The 17,199-nt window shown below is 42.6% G+C and carries 12 protein-coding genes; 3 read left to right on the top strand and 9 right to left on the bottom strand.

All coding sequences use genetic code 11. The annotated features are described in order from the left end of the window. Positions 1-4: 4 nt before the first annotated feature. From G509_RS0102375 to G509_RS0102350, 5 genes are all read right to left on the bottom strand, one after another. Positions 5-1,372 (bottom strand): methylmalonyl-CoA mutase subunit beta, encoded by a 1,368-nt coding sequence (locus G509_RS0102375; protein ID WP_026990061.1) that lies wholly within the window; start codon positions 1,370-1,372, stop codon positions 5-7. A gap of 10 nt (positions 1,373-1,382) precedes the next feature. Next, positions 1,383-1,727, bottom strand: coding sequence for an FtsB family cell division protein (locus G509_RS0102370; RefSeq protein ID WP_051199908.1), 345 nt, complete (start codon positions 1,725-1,727; stop codon positions 1,383-1,385). Between the two features lie 124 nt (positions 1,728-1,851). Next, positions 1,852-2,460 carry a uridine kinase gene (udk, locus tag G509_RS0102360; protein ID WP_026990059.1) on the bottom strand — a complete coding sequence of 203 codons (609 nt, stop codon included), beginning with the start codon at positions 2,458-2,460 and terminating at the stop codon, positions 1,852-1,854. A 54-nt stretch (positions 2,461-2,514) separates the two neighbouring features. Next, positions 2,515-3,750: a discoidin/SUN/FTP domain-containing protein gene (locus G509_RS0102355; protein WP_026990058.1), complete on the bottom strand. Its 1,236-nt coding sequence runs from the start codon at positions 3,748-3,750 to the stop codon at positions 2,515-2,517. After that, positions 3,737-6,247, bottom strand: a complete 2,511-nt coding sequence (locus G509_RS0102350) for a DUF2339 domain-containing protein (RefSeq protein ID WP_026990057.1) — start codon at positions 6,245-6,247, stop codon at positions 3,737-3,739. The genes G509_RS0102355 and G509_RS0102350 overlap by 14 nt, the downstream gene beginning before the upstream one ends. Before the next feature lie 173 nt (positions 6,248-6,420). Between G509_RS0102350 and G509_RS0102345 the strand changes: the two genes are divergently transcribed. Then, a complete protein-coding gene (locus G509_RS0102345) occupies positions 6,421-7,776 on the top strand; it encodes an alpha-amylase family glycosyl hydrolase (RefSeq protein ID WP_026990056.1) in 1,356 nt (451 codons plus the stop codon). Positions 7,777-7,833: 57 nt separating this feature from the next. Here the strand turns inward: G509_RS0102345 and G509_RS0102340 are convergent, their stop codons facing one another. From G509_RS0102340 to G509_RS0102325, 4 genes are all read right to left on the bottom strand, one after another. Further along, positions 7,834-8,307, bottom strand: a complete 474-nt coding sequence (locus G509_RS0102340; protein ID WP_131450773.1) for a hypothetical protein — start codon at positions 8,305-8,307, stop codon at positions 7,834-7,836. 228 nt (positions 8,308-8,535) lie between these two features. Beyond that, the gene (locus G509_RS0102335) at positions 8,536-9,201 is read right to left on the bottom strand and encodes a DNA-binding response regulator (RefSeq protein WP_026990054.1); all 666 of its coding nucleotides are present in this window, start codon (positions 9,199-9,201) and stop codon (positions 8,536-8,538) included. Continuing rightward, entirely contained in the window at positions 9,194-10,033 is an 840-nt protein-coding gene (locus tag G509_RS21330) for a sensor histidine kinase (RefSeq protein WP_131450772.1), read from the bottom strand. The genes G509_RS0102335 and G509_RS21330 overlap by 8 nt, the downstream gene beginning before the upstream one ends. Positions 10,034-10,316: 283 nt before the next feature. Beyond that, positions 10,317-11,906, bottom strand: coding sequence for a peptide chain release factor 3 (locus G509_RS0102325; protein WP_026990053.1), 1,590 nt, complete (start codon positions 11,904-11,906; stop codon positions 10,317-10,319). 258 nt (positions 11,907-12,164) lie between these two features. Here G509_RS0102325 and G509_RS22710 point away from each other — a divergent pair, with 258 nt between their 5' ends. Both G509_RS22710 and G509_RS22705 read left to right on the top strand, forming a co-directional pair. After that, positions 12,165-14,564, top strand: coding sequence for an immunoglobulin domain-containing protein (locus G509_RS22710; protein ID WP_131450771.1), 2,400 nt, complete (start codon positions 12,165-12,167; stop codon positions 14,562-14,564). 62 nt (positions 14,565-14,626) lie between these two features. Continuing rightward, positions 14,627-17,199: immunoglobulin domain-containing protein (locus G509_RS22705; RefSeq protein ID WP_483299124.1), on the top strand; the 2,573-nt coding region annotated here is incomplete at its 3' end.

Below are 17,199 nucleotides of genomic sequence, written 5' to 3'. Positions count from 1 at the left end.
GTATTTATAGGGGTTTTTCTTCATTTTCCAATCGTTCCTGTTCCATTTTTTCGGCCAGCCTTTTGGGTATAATTGGGCTGACAATGGTTCGCCTCGGGTTTACTTTTACGAATGGAAAGAGCTCCAGGTCGTGGCTCATCCTGTCGGCTTTGTTGGGGTATTTGTTGGTGCCCAGTAAAACTTCTCTGCCGCTGTCAAACAGTTCCTGCTCTTTATTGGCACTTTCCTGTATTTTACGCTGAATGGTATTTTCTTTAAGCTGTGCCAAAAAGCCGCCGTTAGCTTCTATATCTTTAAAAAGGGCAAGGGCTTTATCGGCCAGTTGCTGGGTAAGCTCTTCTATGTAATACGACCCATCTGCCGGGTTATTAACTTTATCAAAATAACTTTCGTGCTTTAAAACAAGCAGCTGGTTGCGGGCAATACGGTCGCCAAACTCGTTGCTTTTATGATAAAGGGCATCATACGGAAGATTAATAACAGCATTAGCACCACCCAGTATGGCACTCATACATTCGGTAGTGGTGCGCAGCATGTTTACATTATAATCATACAGTGTTTTGTTGCGCCTTGTGGGCAGGGCAAGAATATGGCAGTCGTGCTCGTGGCCATACTCTTTAGCTATAATGCTAAATAATAGTTTAATGGCGCGCAGTTTGGCAATTTCAAAAAAGTAATTGGTGCCCACGGCAACCTGTAGCACAATAGGTTGGTGCAGGGTGGCTATGCGGTTAAAATATTCGTTAGTGTGGGCAAGGGTATAGGCAATTTGCTGTACAATATTGGCCCCTGCATTTTGATACAAAGTAGCATCTACGCTTAAAAAGCTAAGGTTGGTGCATGCGATTGAGATGGTATTTAGCGCATCTAAATTATCGGAGCCGTTGTACCAGTTGCCCTCTCTGGCAAGGTAGCCAACAGGGTCTAACTGAACATAAAATTGTGCCCCTGTTTTTTTAGCAATGGCATCGAGCTGTTTTACGAAATCGATTGAAATGAATTCTAAATGAAAGTAAACCGGAGTGGCCGCATCAATACCTGCTAAAAGCTTTTCTACATCGGTACCTTCAGTACTAATGGTAAACCTAATAGCTTCGGCACCACGTTTAAGGGTGCTAACGGCACGTGCAGCACTTTTATCTACATCGTGTACAAAAATATCCTGGCAAATAACAAATTCAGAAGCTTGTGTGTTTACAACAAGGCCGTCTTTAGCCTCGTCTATATGATAAAAAGGTTTAACCTTAATACCTTCGGGGCTTTCCCAAACCAAAGCCTCATTATAATCAGCGCCTTTAAGCTCAAATTGTATTTGCTGTTTCCAGAGTTTAGAAGATACAGGGCCAAATTCGTCAAAAAGATTCTCGCTCATACAGTGGTGTTTATAAAGCTGTGGTATCTTCTACCTCAGTGTTTTCTTCTTCAAATTCAATGATATAAATATCTTCGTTATCGCGTTTCATATAATACTTTTCGCGGGCATATTTCTCGGTCTGGTCGGCATTTTTAAGCTGTTTAATGCTCGTGCTGTCCTTCTTGATTTCCTGAATGTAATACTCCTTATTGTCTTCAAGCTCATCAATTTCCTGATCCAGTACCTTATGCTCAAAGTACGAATAATTATCCAGGAAAAACATCCAGACTATTACAAAAATAATAACAAGCACATAGCGGTTGCTTAAAAAATTAAGAACTGGGTAGCGCGACATTATTTTGCGAAGTTTCATAGTATTAAATTACAGGTGCAAAGTAATGGATTTTTTAAATTATATAGCAGTGTTTAAAGTACAAACAGCACAAAGTTTTAAACACGAGTGCAACAACTGCTTACTGCGACTGCATACTGTAAACTTATAATATCTTTTGATTAATTACCGCCCTTACCACATCTATAGCCACGGTATTGTATCGGTCGTTAGGTATAATAATATCGGCAAAGGCCTTGGTGGGTTCTATAAACTGCTCGTGCATGGGTTTAAGGGTAGTCTGGTAGCGGTTTAGCACCTCCCGCATATCGCGGCCACGTTCGGCAATATCGCGCTTTAAACGGCGTATAAGTCGCTCGTCTGAGTCGGCGTGCACATAAATTTTAATATCAAAAAGGTCGCGTAGTTGTGCATCGGCAAGTATAAGTATACCTTCCACTATCATTACTTTGCACGGGTGGGTAGTTATTGTATCGTTAGTGCGGTTGTGGGTAACAAACGAATACACCGGCTGCGGTATAGCATTGCCGGCCCTGAGCTCTTTAAGGTGCGTTACCATAAGCTCAAAGTCTATGGCGCGCGGGTGGTCGAAGTTTATCTTGGCACGCTCGTCGTAACTAAGGTGGCTGGTTTCGCGATAATAATGATCCTGCGATATAATGCCGACTTCCGTTTGCGGAATCTCGTTCATTATTTGTTGTACCACGGTAGTTTTACCGCTACCGGTGCCACCGGCAATTCCTATTATAAGCATTTAGTTTGTTTTAGTTAAGCAAAAATAGCAATTATGCCGGGTTGGGAGGGATGATTATATGCCCGGTTTTTCTTTTTTGTTAAGGTCCTGCACCAAACTGTAGCAAAAATAAGATAGGATTAAGGCACCGGCAGCTATGCAGGCCCACATAATCCAGGGGCTGTTGCCGCCATTAATGCCCTTTGGCCTTGCCGAAAGCACCACTGCCTTAGCTAAAACCGCTTTAGGAATAGAATCGGAAACCCGGTCTTTAAAATTCTTAATATCATAATCAGGCTCAGATAGTTTAGGATTGCCTGCCAGTACTGTATAGTTTTCTCCAGCCTTAAAATAGCCAATAAGGTTTACAGGCGCCTGGTATACTTTTACCAATGCTATGTCCAGTGGTTCATTGTCTTTATTTTCTACTTCAATAACAATTTTATCTTCGGTAAGGCTTAAATTTTCGAGATCATTTTTCGAAGCAGAATTTAGGTCGAACGCGTAAGCCTCTTCCATATAGGTTATTGTTTTTTTTCTTTTACTTCTTACCCGTGGCACCAATAGGGTGGCATTACGCTGATAGAAAGCGGGCCCTTTAATGGCAAACGCAATTTTATTTACCGTAACCGGATTATTAAAACTAATGGTTATGCGGGTTCTTTTTTCTAAGATCAGCTGGGTAATTTTTACGTGAGTATTGGCAACTTCCTGCAGTTGGGCAGTGGTTTGGCTACCGGTAACCTTACCGGCTGCAAGTATATTTACCGGCAATGTTTTTTTATCGTTAAAGCTAATTTTTATGTACCTGTAAGCATTAACCGGCATAGACAGGGTTTTGTAAACAAGGGTATCAGTATGGCTATAAAGGTCGCCCAGCATTTGGTTGTTTACCAATCCAAACCACTGATTATTATTATAACTGCCACTAATGCTATAGGTTTTAGAGGCATCGGTATTGGCTATGGCAAGGGTAACCTGATCCCACTTTGTATCGGGTGTATTTTTAATGATTACCTGAGAGCTGGTATCGGTAACTACGTTTTTAGATACAATTTCGTATTCTTTAAAATTGTATTTAGAAATGCTTTTATTGGCGTTTTGTAAAAAATAAGGTACCTCTTTGCCTTTGCTGTCTTTTATGCGGATACCGTTAAGGTTAGCATCGGCGCACGCCCTAAAATCTGGCGGGAGCACAACAGCATGCAGTCCGTCTTTTTTTATTCCGGATAGTTTGGCCGATACCGTAAACTCCTGCGCAAAGCCGTAACAGCTAACCAATAGCAGTAAAAGAAATTTAAATAGTTTCATTGTCGGCATTTTTTTGGTTAGCACTATCGTTTGTAAGTTTATCCTGTATAACCAGTAATTTTAGCTTTTGGTATACAAAAGATATTACTAAAATTAATACACCCAGTAATATAAAGGCAATTATTTTTCCGGTTTCGGAAGCATTCCTAATATCGTAAACAAAAAGTTTTACAATGGTGAGTCCCAATAAAACCAAGGCAGTAATACGGATGTTTTTAAGCTGTTTTTTAATACCTGTAAGCAGCAGGCCGCAGGCTAAAAGGCCCCATAAAACCGGGAAACCTGTTTTAATAACCTGGTTGCGCATTACGTTTATATTATCCATATCGGCTACGGTTACATACGTGCCTACAATGGGTTGCGGATTAAGGCTGATAACCAGCCAGTGCAGCATCAGTTCAGAGCTTGTTAGGTAAACCAGCAGGAAAACCCCAACCCAGGGTAGCAAGCCGTTGCCTGTAAGCTGCGCTGTAATTTTGTCTCGGTTAATCTTGTATAGCAATATAACTGTATATGCCACAGCTGCCAGCAACACAAAATGCAGCCAATACGCAAATTTTGAGGCTATTTGAGATAGTAAATATTCTTCTACTTCATAATACGCAAGTTGCGAAAACAACAGTATGAATGTTACGATATTGATGATGCCTAAAACCGAACCAAATGCCTGAGTTTTGGCATCTTTACCTTTGCAATATAATTGTATAAATAAAATACTAAATACCAAATGGTACAGCAGTATAAGCGAATAAACCGCATAACTACTCTCCAGGTAATATTCCGCCTGATAGTTAAGTTCCAGCACACCTGCTACGTATGCTAACAGTATAGTAACCACCTGCGCAAATGCGCTGTACTTTTTTGTGTTAAACACTATGCCGTAAATGGTGTAGTTCTCGATGTCCTTTTTAAGTAGGAATACAACGCCTATGCACGATCCTACAGCAAATAGCCCGGTTAAAAATGCCGGGTTAATAACCGCGGTTAAAAGTACACTGCCGTTGTACAGTTTTGCCCAGTCCATTATAAGGCTGATTAGCATAAGTGCATGCACGATAACCGACCCGAACCTGAAATTCTGGATCTTAGATTTTTGTGCCAGCCACATTAGCAATATGGCTTCGGCGGCCCAGAAAAGGGTAATGTAGTTGCCCTCAAACTGTATGGGAATGGTTAGCGTTACAAAGGTTAGCGTAAGGCCAATAAGTATGTAGATAATTTTTTGGTCCATGGCCAGTTTTTTGTACAGCAGCCAGGCAAAACAAAAGTTGAATAAACCCAATAGCAACGTAAACAACCCTTGGTATTGTGGCAGTATCATATTCAGTACAAACATGCCCGACCCGTAAAACAAAAATGTATTGCTTACTAATATGGTAAGTTCCATATTGGTAAAAGCCGACCTGTTGCGGATATTGTTAATAATATTCATAACAATAAATATCAGGTAAAACACAAAACCAAATACTAAGGCGCCGGTGTAGGGTGGGTGTATAGTGCTATCTATATCAAACAGCCAGGCACCGTAAAGCAGTACGGTAAAAGCATACGCCATAGCATTTATAAGTGCCCATTTTTTATAGTAGGCAATAGACAGTATGCCCACATTTAATATAGCAATATAGGTAAACAGCACCACATAGTTACCACTGCCCGTGCTTACCATAAAAGGGGCTGCAAACCCACCAATTAATGATAGGACTGCGAGTTCCATACGGTTATAGTTAACCGATATAAACGCACTAAAGCCTGTAATAACCACCATAATAATAAAGGCTACCGTTTGGCTAAACAGGCCATAATCATGAAAGGCCACCGTAATGGTAAAGTAAAATATTGATATGGCGCCCGCCACAAGTACAGAGCTGAATGCCTTGTAGTTAATACGCAGCTTATGGGCTACCAGCATTACAATACCGCCGGCAAGAATGCCAATGCCCACACGGGCCGGCTCGTTTATCCAGTCTTTATCTATGGCGAATTTTACAAAGTAGCTTATGCCCAGTACCAGTATAAGTATCCCAATCTTGTTGATCAGGTTCTCGCCAATAAACTTCTCAAGGTCGGGGTTTTGTTCTTTAAAGTTTTCCCACCACGATTTTTGAGGGGGTAATGGAATTCTTGGCTGCGGTGCCGTGTCCGGTGCCTGTATAGAGGCAACGCGGGGCAGGGGTTCGGCGGGTTTGGGTATTTTAACCTCCGGTGCTGCTGGCATTGGTACACCAGGCCTGTCGGGTACCGGAACGCCTGGTGTTGCAGGTGTAACTGGATTAACCGGCTGTACCGGTTTTGGTGGAGCGGCCGGTGCGGGTGCAACGGGTGATGTTGTGGGTGATGTTGTGGGTGATTTATCGGCGTTTTCAGCCAGTTTTTTGTAGTGGTCGAGTTTTAGATTTACTTCAAAAAAACTGTCCTGGAGGCGGTCAATTTTTTTTGATAGCTTATTAATGGAAATTATAAAGGCAACAATAAGCACAATTAGTAATACTATTTCCATGGCTAAACGTTAGGTTTATTGTAAATATACTATAATTTATAAAATATCCTACAGAATAGGGAGTTACAATTGGCAGGCATAAAATACCTTCATAAAAAAGTAAATAACTTATATTTGAAACAAAATTGTAAAACAGGCGGGCGCTTTTTGCGTTATGCTTTAAAATAGTTGCTATGAAAAAATTGTTTGTATCTGTAATTTGTTTTTTTGGTGTTACTACTGCTTTTGCGCAGACCGATGTTATTTACAACGTTTACCAGCGCAGTTTTTTTGATAGCGATGCAAACAATAATGGCGACCTCGAAGGGGTTCGCCAAAAACTGGATTACTTACAGGGTTTGGGGGTTACCACCATTCAGCTTGCGCCGATATACCAGGCCGATCTTAAAAAATCTACCAATGCTACTGCATTTGAAAAGGTAGCGCCAGAATATGGCAATTTTGTAAACTACCGCAATTTAGCGCAAGAGCTGCACCGCCGTGGTATGAGGCTGTATCAGGAAATAGAACTGGACTATCTGCAAATTATAGCGGGGCAGGATAAGAATCCTAAAATAAAAGAGAGCGTTGTAAAGGTGCTAAAATATTGGGCCGACCCTAACAGCGATGGCAAGTTTTACGATGGTACCGATGGTTTTGTAATTGCTAATATGAGTGATAAGCCTGAAGGTACATTAAAAAACGTAAGCCTGTTAAAAGACTTTTGGGCTCCGATAATTGCCGAGCTGAAAAAAGTAAACCCCGCGCTACACATTATTGCCGAGCCCGATAATAAAAATTCAGCGGGCAGTCAGTATTATAAGGCTGGTGCCGATAAGGTGGTTGCCGTTAAGCTGCAAAATGCAATAGCATCTCTCAATAAAAAAAGTATTGTGGCTGCTGCCGATAGTACTTTTAATTACCTGCCGGAAGGCAAGCTACCCATTGTATTTATAGAAAATACCACTACTAAACTTTTTGCTAATGATAATTCAAACATTAATAGATTAAAGGCTGGTGCCGCACTTAACCTTTTAATAGGGGGGATACCTTCTGTTTACTACGGTCAGGAACTTGGTATGAAAGGAGACACGGCCTTACCTGAAGCCTACGAGTGGTTTGCAGCCGATTCCGGTAAAGGTTTGGCGCTATGGTATAAAGATTCGCCTTTATGGGATAACCGTACAGCCAAGGCTAATGATGGGATATCTTTAGAAGAGGAACAAAAAGACGCCAACTCGCTTTGGAATTTTTACAGGACCCTGTTTAAAATTAAAGCGACCGAAGATGCTGTTACAGGCATCTATAAAAATTTAGCTAATAATAACGATGCTGTTTTTTCTTTTACAAGAACATCAGATAAAGGATCAGTGCTGGTTGTGATAAACCTTTCGGCAGATAAGCATCAGGTATTGTTTGATAATGATGGTGTAACCAGGCTGGATGTATTAAAACTGCTTGCCGGCCAGCCAGATGTTAAATTTGCAAGGGGTAGCCGCTCTATTGCGCTGCCACCTTATGCAGTGCAGGTTTGGAAAATACTGCGCTAACAAATATTTTAATTTTAAGAATCGTTTAAAACAAGCTTGGCTCCCAAAGGAGCCAAGCTATATATTGTGTAGTGTTATTGCCGTGAGGTAGGAGACTCGTTTGTTCCACTCATCTGTAAGGTTAAATTTATTAGAGGGTATACGCCAAATTTTGGTTTCGTAAATGCACTTGCCAAATTTTTCCAACTCTTTAGAAGTTGCAAAATCTTTAAGTTTTTCCAACCCCCTCATAGCCACAATAGCAAAGTCGGGTTTCAGGTTTAAATTTTGAACCGATTCCATTATTTCTGTAATGCTTTTTCGCTGCTGTGTAGGTGCTCCTGACACCACAAGCACATTTTTTTTTCTAACGGTAATAACATAAGTACCATCGTTAGCTTCCGATAAAGATGGAACTTTTTCCAGTGATACCTTGCCTGATTCAGAGAAATACACTTTCCTGATCACGTCGGGTTTTAACCTTCTGCAAACCTCATGAATTGTCTCTGCTTTTCCGGAACTTCTGGCACCTTTTACAATTATATACTTCATAAGTAACAGTAATTAATATATTAATAATTGATTCAGTTTTGTAAGAACTATATCAAAGTAGTAGATGAAAAATAATCAGTTTTTTGGCTGTTTATTTATTTTTTGATTAAAAATTCCCTATCAAATTTATAAAATAGTTAACAAAGTTCCTTACGGTTTTCCGTAAAAAGTAGTTAAACATTTGTTAAATATAAAAATCTACATACTAAAATTTAAGCGTATTTCAATTTATATTAGTCCCATATCTTTAGTAATAGCTACAAGGTGTATAGTGTTGTTGGCTTTAAAATAGGCTTTAAGCTTATTAAGCCTTTTTTCTATGCTACTGGTGCTCGATGTTTTTTTGTGCTGTATCCTGAAAATCTCGCTAATTTCAGACTGTGTCATGCCAATAGAAAGGCACCGTAACAGCTCAATATCATCATCATCTATCTCTATAGAAAACTCTTTTATAGAGCCGGCAAGTTGTGGCGATATAAACACTTCTGCTGTGTGGTATATTAAATCTATAGCCTCAATTAGCTGCGTAATGCTGTCGCGGCCTTTGGCTACAAAACCATTAATTTTATAAGTATCAAAAAGCAGTTTAACCTTGTGTGGCTTATCATCTACAGAATAGGCTATAATTTTAAGCCTTGGCTGTTCTTTTTTAATTAACCCTATAAGTTCTTCTCCGGTTGTAATTTTTGTTTCCCGGTGGGTTTCCTGAAAAGAGAGGTCGGTAATAACAAGGTCAAACGGCTGTTTTTCAAAAATGGCCTTTTTAACCTTTAACAGCGCTTCATCGCAGTACTTGGTGCTGCGTACTTCGGCATCAAAATTTCTTTGCAATAAGGCTGTAACGCCATAGCTAATGCTATCTATATCTTCTACAAGTAATATCTTTCTAAACATATGGTGTGTAGGCCGGGTAAGTTAATGTAAGGTGAAATCCTGCCCTTGGCTTGGTATCAAAAATAACACTGCCATCGATAGAATCCATACGGTTTTCCACATTTTGCAGTCCATTTTTAAAAATAATTTTTTCGGTACGCAAACCCTTCCCGTTGTCTGAGTATGTAATTTGTATTTTTTTCTTTTCTTCTTTAAAATCTACCAGTACTACGGTGGCTTCGCTGTGCTTTGTCATGTTGGTCATAAGCTCCTGTAAAACACGGTGTGTAGCTATTTTTTTGGCAACAGACAGCTTTTCCCAGTCTACCTTATCAATGCCTTTAATAATCACGTTTACGGTATCGGTGCTGTAGCAGTTTAGCATAAGTTTTAATTGCACGGCATAGCGCAAGCCGGTATCTATATCGTTACTTTCTCTGGAAATATTTCGGGTTCTCAGGTAAATATCGTCTAATTGCGATATAAGCCTGTCTTTTTTAGCGCCCGAAACCACCTCTTCGTTAGCAACAAACAGTATGGTGCCGTAGATTTCGTTGGCAATTTCGTCGTGCACTTTGCGAGATATGCGTGTCTCGGCAGAGTAGGCCTCAAACACCTTTTCTTTACGGTGCTTTTGGCGAACCTGGAAAAATAAAAATATAGACGTAAAGATGCTAAAGGCAAGCCCCAGCAAGAGTATTTTATTATAGTCTTTGCTTATTTCCAACAGGGCCTCACTTCGGCTTGTAGGTACTGTTGTAGCAGTATCCGGTAATAAACTATTGCTGTAGCTGTTTATGCAGGCCAACAATATTAAAATGGTAACAAATATGTATCTTTTTCTTATCATCATAGTCTGGTAAAAAAAATGCATTGCTATTATAATAGTAGTGGAAAAATATCCGGTTAGTAATAATAGCTTACTTAGTGTTACTTAAATGTTTTGGTTAACAGGTAAGTAGTATGCTTGCATTATTTTTATACTTGTCCTGATAAGCAAAACGTATGCCATATACGTATACTAAAGATACGTAAAATATTAATAATCAGCAATGTGTTGCAAAATATCGATTAACTGCAGGTTTACTGCATTATTTAAGAAATAAATATTTTGCAACACAAAGCTTAGTTATAATTTAATCAAATTCAGAAGTGTAGAATAACTTTACACTTGGGTATTTAGACTGTGTCATTTGTATAGAAAATTCAGAATCGGCTAAAAATACCAACTGGCCAAACTTGTCTTTTGCCATAAATTTTTGCTTAATACGCTTAAACTCGGCAAACTCTTCGTTCTTTGGGTCATCGGGTTTAACCCAGCAGGCTTTATACGCCGGGAAAAGCTCGTACGAACATTTTGCGCCATATTCGTGTTCCAGCCTGTACTGTATAACTTCGTACTGCAGGGCACCCACGGTACCAATAACCTTACGGTTGTTCATCTCCAGGGTAAATAGCTGTGCAACACCCTCGTCCATAAGCTGGTCTACACCTTTTTCAAGCTGCTTAGCCTTCATTGGGTCGGCATTGTTAATGTACCTAAAATGCTCCGGAGAAAAACTTGGTATGCCTTTAAAGCTCATTTGCTCGCCCTCTGTAAGGGTATCGCCAATTTTAAAGTTACCGGTATCGTGCAGGCCAACAATATCGCCGGGGTAAGAAATATCTACAATCTCTTTTTTCTCGGCAAAAAAGGCATTGGGGCTGCTGAATTTAAGGTTTTTGTTGTGACGCACGTGCAAATACGGCTTGTTACGCTCAAACGTGCCCGAAACTACTTTTATAAATGCAAGGCGGTCGCGGTGCTTAGGGTCCATGTTGGCGTGTATTTTAAACACAAAGCCAGAGAATTTAGTTTCATCCGGCTTAACGTTGCGGGTGTCGCTGTCTTTTGGCCTTGGCGATGGTGCAATTTGTATAAAGCAGTCTAACAGCTCGCGCACCCCAAAGTTATTTAATGCCGAACCAAAGAATACAGGTTGCAAATGGCCATCTAAATACTCCTGGCGGTTAAAGGCCGGGTATACCTCGTCTATAAGTTCCAGCTCTTCGCGCAGCCTTGTAGCCGGTTTTGGCCCTATAATGCTGTCCAGTTCCGGGTTATTGATATCGCTAAAAGCAATAGTCTCTTCTATATCTTTACGGCTGTCTCCGCTAAAAAGATTAATGTTCTTTTCCCAGATGTTATAAATACCCTGAAAATCGTAACCCATACCTATCGGGAAGCTTAGGGGGGTAACCCTAAGGCCAAGCTTTTGCTCCACCTCATCCATAAGGTCGAAAGCATCTTTACCCTCACGGTCCATTTTATTAATAAACACGATCATGGGTATGCTGCGCATGCGGCACACCTCAACCAGTTTTTCGGTTTGCTCCTCAACACCCTTGGCAACGTCTATAACCACAATAACGCTGTCTACAGCGGTAAGGGTCCTAAAGGTGTCCTCGGCAAAATCTTTGTGGCCGGGTGTATCCAGGATGTTTATTTTTTTGTCTTTATAATTAAACGCAAGCACAGAGGTAGCAACAGATATACCCCTTTGGCGCTCAATTTCCATAAAGTCGCTGGTTGCACCTTTTTTAATTTTATTACTCTTAACGGCACCGGCCTCTTGTATGGCACCACCAAAAAGCAATAGCTTTTCTGTAAGGGTAGTCTTACCAGCATCGGGGTGGGATATAATACCAAAAGTGCGCCTTCTTTCTATCTCTTCTATAAAACTCATCTCTCTATAACAGTTGTTTACATTGTAGCACAAAAATAGCTTTTCTGCGCTATTTAATAAGTGAATACGTATTTAATTTTCATCGATAAAAACGTGCATTTTGTCGATTGAATTATGAATATGATAATTACGCAAACGGTTTCTTAAAACAATTCCTAATTTAATCCTTAATTATTGGTAATTGTTGAATTAAACTTAGATTATATGGCTTTAAAAACTACTCTTAAAAAATTCAAAATTCTCACCTTACTCACTATTATGCTGCTACTTACATCTCAAAACGATGTAAATGCGCAAACGAGAATTTACGCTTCTTCGGTTATTGCCGAAGACCACATTGCCGCCGCCTTCCCTTCGGGCAATGCAATCGACCAAAATTTAGCCACCCGTGCCCGCATTAACGCAAGTGCAGGGGTTATATTAGGAGAAGCCCCGTATACCGGGCATTTAGAGCTGCAATTTACAGATCTTATACCTGCAGAAACCACCACGTATGTAAAGCTCAATGCCGAGCAGCAATTTCTATCGGCCCTTTTGGGAGGTAGTTTGGGTGGCCTGCTAAACGACCTTTTAGGCAACCTTTTAATAGGCAACCAGAACTTTACCGTTCAGGCAAAAAATGGTGCTACGGTAGTTTTAACCGGAGACACTGCCACTGCCAGCGACTTTGCCGGAGACCGGCTTAGGGTGGTTGTAGATGCTACCGGTAATTATTTTTTAGCTATAACTCCGGCATCAGCTTACAGGAGTATCAGGCTGACTAACAGGGTAAATGCTGTTATATCGTTATCGGCCAATACACGCTGGTTAGATGTTTTTGAGGCTTTTTATGTTTCGGCACCTGCCAACTGCGGTAATGCGGCATTTACATCGTTTAGCGGCACGGGCATAAGCCTTGACCTGCTACAATTAGGTACTGCCGGTGTACTAAACCCGCAAAATGCCATAGATACCGATGCTACTAACTTTTCTACACTTAGCCTTGGGCTTTTAGGGGTAGGGTCGTCTGTAGAGCAAACGGTTTATTTTGAAGGCCCATCTGCCGCAACAGACCAGTTTATGGTACGCATACGGCTGGCACAAACGTTACTCGACTTAAATGTGGTTAATGATATACGGGTAATATCGTACCTGGGTGCCGATGAGGTTTCTAACCAGAGCCTTGCCACCTTACTATCGTTAAATCTGCTCAACCTGCAGGGCAATGCCATAACCAACATACCCGTTTCGCCGGGCGAACCTGTAGACAGGATAACCGTTCGGTTCTTTTCATTAGTAGGCGCATCGGTATCTCAAAACTTATACTTTTATGGGGCATTGCGCACACCGGCACTTCCTGTTATAGATCCGGCTTCTGTAAATGCGGTGGTGTGTAGCGGTGCTACGGCATCGTTAACAGCAACCACAGGCGCAGGTAACGAGCTGCGCTGGTACACCACCCCAACAGGTGGCACAGCTACAACAGTAGCATCGGGCAGCCCGTTTGTAACACCTGCCATTACTGCAAATACAACTTTTTATGTGGCTGCGGCCAAAATTGGCTGTCCGGAAGAATCTGCCCGTGTAGCCGTAAATGTTACTATAGATGTTGTGGCACCGCCAACAACATTAAACACCACACAACAGTTTTGCTCTTTTACTTTGCCAACGCTTGCCAACCTCCAGGTGAATGAGGCAGGCGTTGTTTTTTATGATGCTGCAACCGGCGGTAACCTTTTACCGCTAACTACAGCCTTAACAAACGGCACAGTATATTATGCAGCAGCAGTAAACCCGGTTACCACCTGCCAGAGTACTACAAGGCTTGCCATAACGGTAAACCTTAACACACTGTGCGCAGTAACATTAAACTTAAAAGTACTGTTACAGGGTCCGTTATTTGGCGTAAGCGATGGCCTAATGCGCGACGATTTGCGCACTATGGGCAACATACCGCTAAACCAGCCCTACAGTGCTGCGCTTAATGCACGCTTTACCCACGTGGGCGGTGGCGGAACCGAAGTTACCACCCAGGCCGTTTTAAATGCCAATGCCGGTACAGGCAATGCCATTGTAGACTGGGTTTTTATAGAGATAAGGAGCCAGGCCAACATACAAACGGTTATAAGAACCGTATCGGCGCTTGTGCAAAGGGATGGCGATATTGTGGCTGCCGATGGCGGTGCACTCAACGTACCCGGATTACCGGCATCTTTTTATGTAGCTATAAAACACAGAAACCACTTTGGCGCACTTGCCACAGATGTACAGGCAGTAACAGCAGGTGCTGTAGCGGTAGATTTTACCACCCTTGCTAATGATGATCTATTCTCGTTACCGGGCTACAGCGGGCAGGAAGCTATGGCTACCGTAAACGGTGTAAGGGCTTTATACACAGGTAATGCCAATTTTGATACCCAGGTAAAATATGATGGCGCCGCCAACGACAGGCAAACCGCTGCCGGCCAGGTACTGTCTTTCCCCGATAATACTGCGCAGATACTTAACTATGCCAATACAACCGGATATTTTTCCGGAGATGTAAACATGGATGGTAAAGTGCTGTACGATGGTGCCAATAACGACAGGCAGCTGATATTAAATATCATACTAACCTATCCGTTAAATCAAAATACGCTCATTAATTATAACGGTATGTTCGAGCAGATACCCCAATAAAATGCAATCGTAAAAATTCATTTTATTTTCTCAATCCTATTTAATTATATACTTAGTTGCGTATGAAAAACTTTATACTCAGGATACTGTTATTTACGGCACTCATGTCGGCACAATACCTGTATCCGCAGCAAATCGACCTTACATTAAAATATATAACCGCTACCAATACCTACGAGGTATATGCCAGGCCAACCTTTACCCAAAACAATTTTTTTGTTGCGGGCGGTACCCAGGTATCATTAGTAGTGCCGGCATCGGTGCCTAATGCAGCCCTCTCTATAGTAACGGTAAACGGCGGCCCGTGGTTTGATAACTCACAGGTAAATGCCCCATCTTCAGATGCGGCACACGATTTTCATAGTATAGCCTCTAACGGCTCTAATATGAATTTAACTGCCAATACAGAGCTGCTGCTGTTCCGTTTTATACTGTCGGGCACCTGTGTGCCGGGCGTAAGGCTGTTTAACAACGGTACAGATCCGCAGTCTACCGCACCCGGTATGAGTGGTGCCGATTTTAATAACTATGTGGGCAATGCCTTTAATGTGCAGGACTACTACGGCACTAACTATAACAATGCCGGTACTACCTGCGGTGTTATAGATAATGATGGCGATGGTGTTGCCGAGGGCCCTGACCCCGATGATAACAACCCGTGTGTGCCCAACCCAAACTTTGCCACCTGCGACCAGGATAATGACGGGCTTACCAATGCCGATGAAGGTGCAATTGGTACTAACCCCACCAATCCTGATACCGATGGCGATGGGATAAACGATGGTACGGAGGTTACCAACGGCAGCGACCCCCTGAACCCGTGCGACCCCAACCCAACCCCCGGAATTTGCGACACTGATAATGATGGCGACGGCGTTCCTGCCGATACCGATCCCGATGATAACAATCCCTGCATACCTAATGCTACCGCAGGCCTTTGCGATCAGGATAACGACGGGCTGACCAATACCCAGGAGGCAACTTTGGGTACAGACCCTACTAATCCGGATACCGATGGCGATGGAATAAACGATGGTACAGAAGTTACTAACGGCAGCAACCCGCTGGATGCGTGCAGCCCTAACGTAAACTTTCCTGCCTGTGACCAGGATGGCGATGGCCTTACCAACGCACAGGAGGGAACGCAGGGTACCGACCCTACTAACCCCGACACCGATGGCGATGGTATTAATGATGGTGCCGAAGTTACCAATGGCAGCGACCCGCTAAACCCATGCGACCCTAACCCTGCGGCCGGCCCGTGCGACCAGGATAACGACGGTTTAGATAATACCGAGGAGGCTGCTATTGGCACCAACCCAACCAACCCGGACAGCGATGGCGATGGCATTAACGATGGTACAGAGGTTACTAACGGCACCAACCCGTTAAACCCGTGCGACCCTAATCCGTCTAACCCGGCGTGTACGGTAAATCCGCAAATAAACTTTAATGTAACCTTTAACCCGGCTACGTGTACGTATGAGGTGTACGCGCTTCCTAACTTTACCGATACAGGCTTTTTTGTTTCGGGCGGAAGCCAGGTTTCTATAGCGTTACCTGCCGTAATAGCCAATGTTCCGCTGGTAATAACCACGGTAAATGGCGGTATCTGGACGGATAATTCTCAGATATATGGCCCGGCGGCGTCTCCGGCCAACGATTTTCATGCCGTAACCACTAACGGTTCTACACTCAACTTTACGGCAGGCGAGGAGCTGTTGCTCTTTACATTCGTGCTGCCCAACAGCCAGTGTTGTGCCGAAGGCATCAGGTTGTTTAACAATGATACCGATCCGCAATCGGGCGATGCCGGTATGAGTGGCGGCGACTTTAATAATTATTTTGCCGATGTTTTTGTGCTGGATAATTATTATAACGATAACTACGACAATAACGGCACGGTATGCGACCTATGCCTTATAAACCCGTTACCAACCGCTACAACCGCCGATGCCAGCCAGGAGTTTTGTGCTATAGATGCGCCAACCCTTGCCGATATTCAGGTAAACGAGCCAAGTGTGCGTTTTTATGCAGCAGCAACAGGCGGTACAGCCCTTGCAGCTACAACGCCTTTGGTAACCGGCACTACCTATTATGTGGTGGTATACGATGAGGTTACCGATTGCGAAAGCGCCACACGCCTGGCAATAGCCGTAATTATAAACGATGCGCCAACGCCAACCACGCTGGATACAACCCAGGATTTCTGCCTTTCAGACAGCCCAACACTGGCCGACCTGCAAGTAAACGAAACTGGTGTTGTATTTTATGATGCAGCAACTGGTGGCGCGTTACTGCCGGCAACCACAGCCCTTATAAATGGCACAACCTATTATGTAGGCGTTATAGATGCCGTAACCAGCTGTTCAAGTTCGGTGCGACTTGCCATAACCGTAACAGTAGGCAACGCTGCTACACCAACTACTACTGATGCTACACAGGATTTCTGTCTTGCTGACGCTCCAACAGTAGCGGATCTTCAGGTTAATGAAATGGGAGTTACTTTCTATACCACTGCAACGGGAGGAACTGCCATTGCTCCGACTACCGCACTTGTAGATGGCGCAACTTACTATGCTTCACAAATAGTAGGTACTTGCGAAAGCGCAACCCGCCTTGCCATAACCGTAAC

The sequence above is a fragment of the Flavobacterium subsaxonicum WB 4.1-42 = DSM 21790 genome (genome assembly GCF_000422725.1).
Taxonomy (GTDB): Bacteria; Bacteroidota; Bacteroidia; order Flavobacteriales; family Flavobacteriaceae; genus Flavobacterium; species Flavobacterium subsaxonicum.
The sequence above is the reverse complement of the archived record's forward strand: the minus strand, read 5'-3'. Positions and strand labels throughout refer to the sequence as shown.

Coding starts and splice junctions, on each gene's coding strand:
- G509_RS0102355 (WP_026990058.1), bottom strand. CDS start 3,750: ATGAAACTATTTAAATTTCTTTTACTGCTATTGGTTAGCTGTTACGGC.
- G509_RS0102350 (WP_026990057.1), bottom strand. CDS start 6,247: ATGGAAATAGTATTACTAATTGTGCTTATTGTTGCCTTTATAATTTCC.
- G509_RS0102325 (WP_026990053.1), bottom strand. CDS start 11,906: ATGAGTTTTATAGAAGAGATAGAAAGAAGGCGCACTTTTGGTATTATA.
- G509_RS0102375 (WP_026990061.1), bottom strand. CDS start 1,372: ATGAGCGAGAATCTTTTTGACGAATTTGGCCCTGTATCTTCTAAACTC.
- udk (WP_026990059.1), bottom strand. CDS start 2,460: ATGCTTATAATAGGAATTGCCGGTGGCACCGGTAGCGGTAAAACTACC.
- G509_RS0102340 (WP_131450773.1), bottom strand. CDS start 8,307: ATGAAGTATATAATTGTAAAAGGTGCCAGAAGTTCCGGAAAAGCAGAG.
- G509_RS22710 (WP_131450771.1), top strand. CDS start 12,165: ATGCTGCTACTTACATCTCAAAACGATGTAAATGCGCAAACGAGAATT.
- G509_RS21330 (WP_131450772.1), bottom strand. CDS start 10,033: ATGATGATAAGAAAAAGATACATATTTGTTACCATTTTAATATTGTTG.
- G509_RS0102345 (WP_026990056.1), top strand. CDS start 6,421: ATGAAAAAATTGTTTGTATCTGTAATTTGTTTTTTTGGTGTTACTACT.
- G509_RS0102335 (WP_026990054.1), bottom strand. CDS start 9,201: ATGTTTAGAAAGATATTACTTGTAGAAGATATAGATAGCATTAGCTAT.
- G509_RS0102370 (WP_051199908.1), bottom strand. CDS start 1,727: ATGAAACTTCGCAAAATAATGTCGCGCTACCCAGTTCTTAATTTTTTA.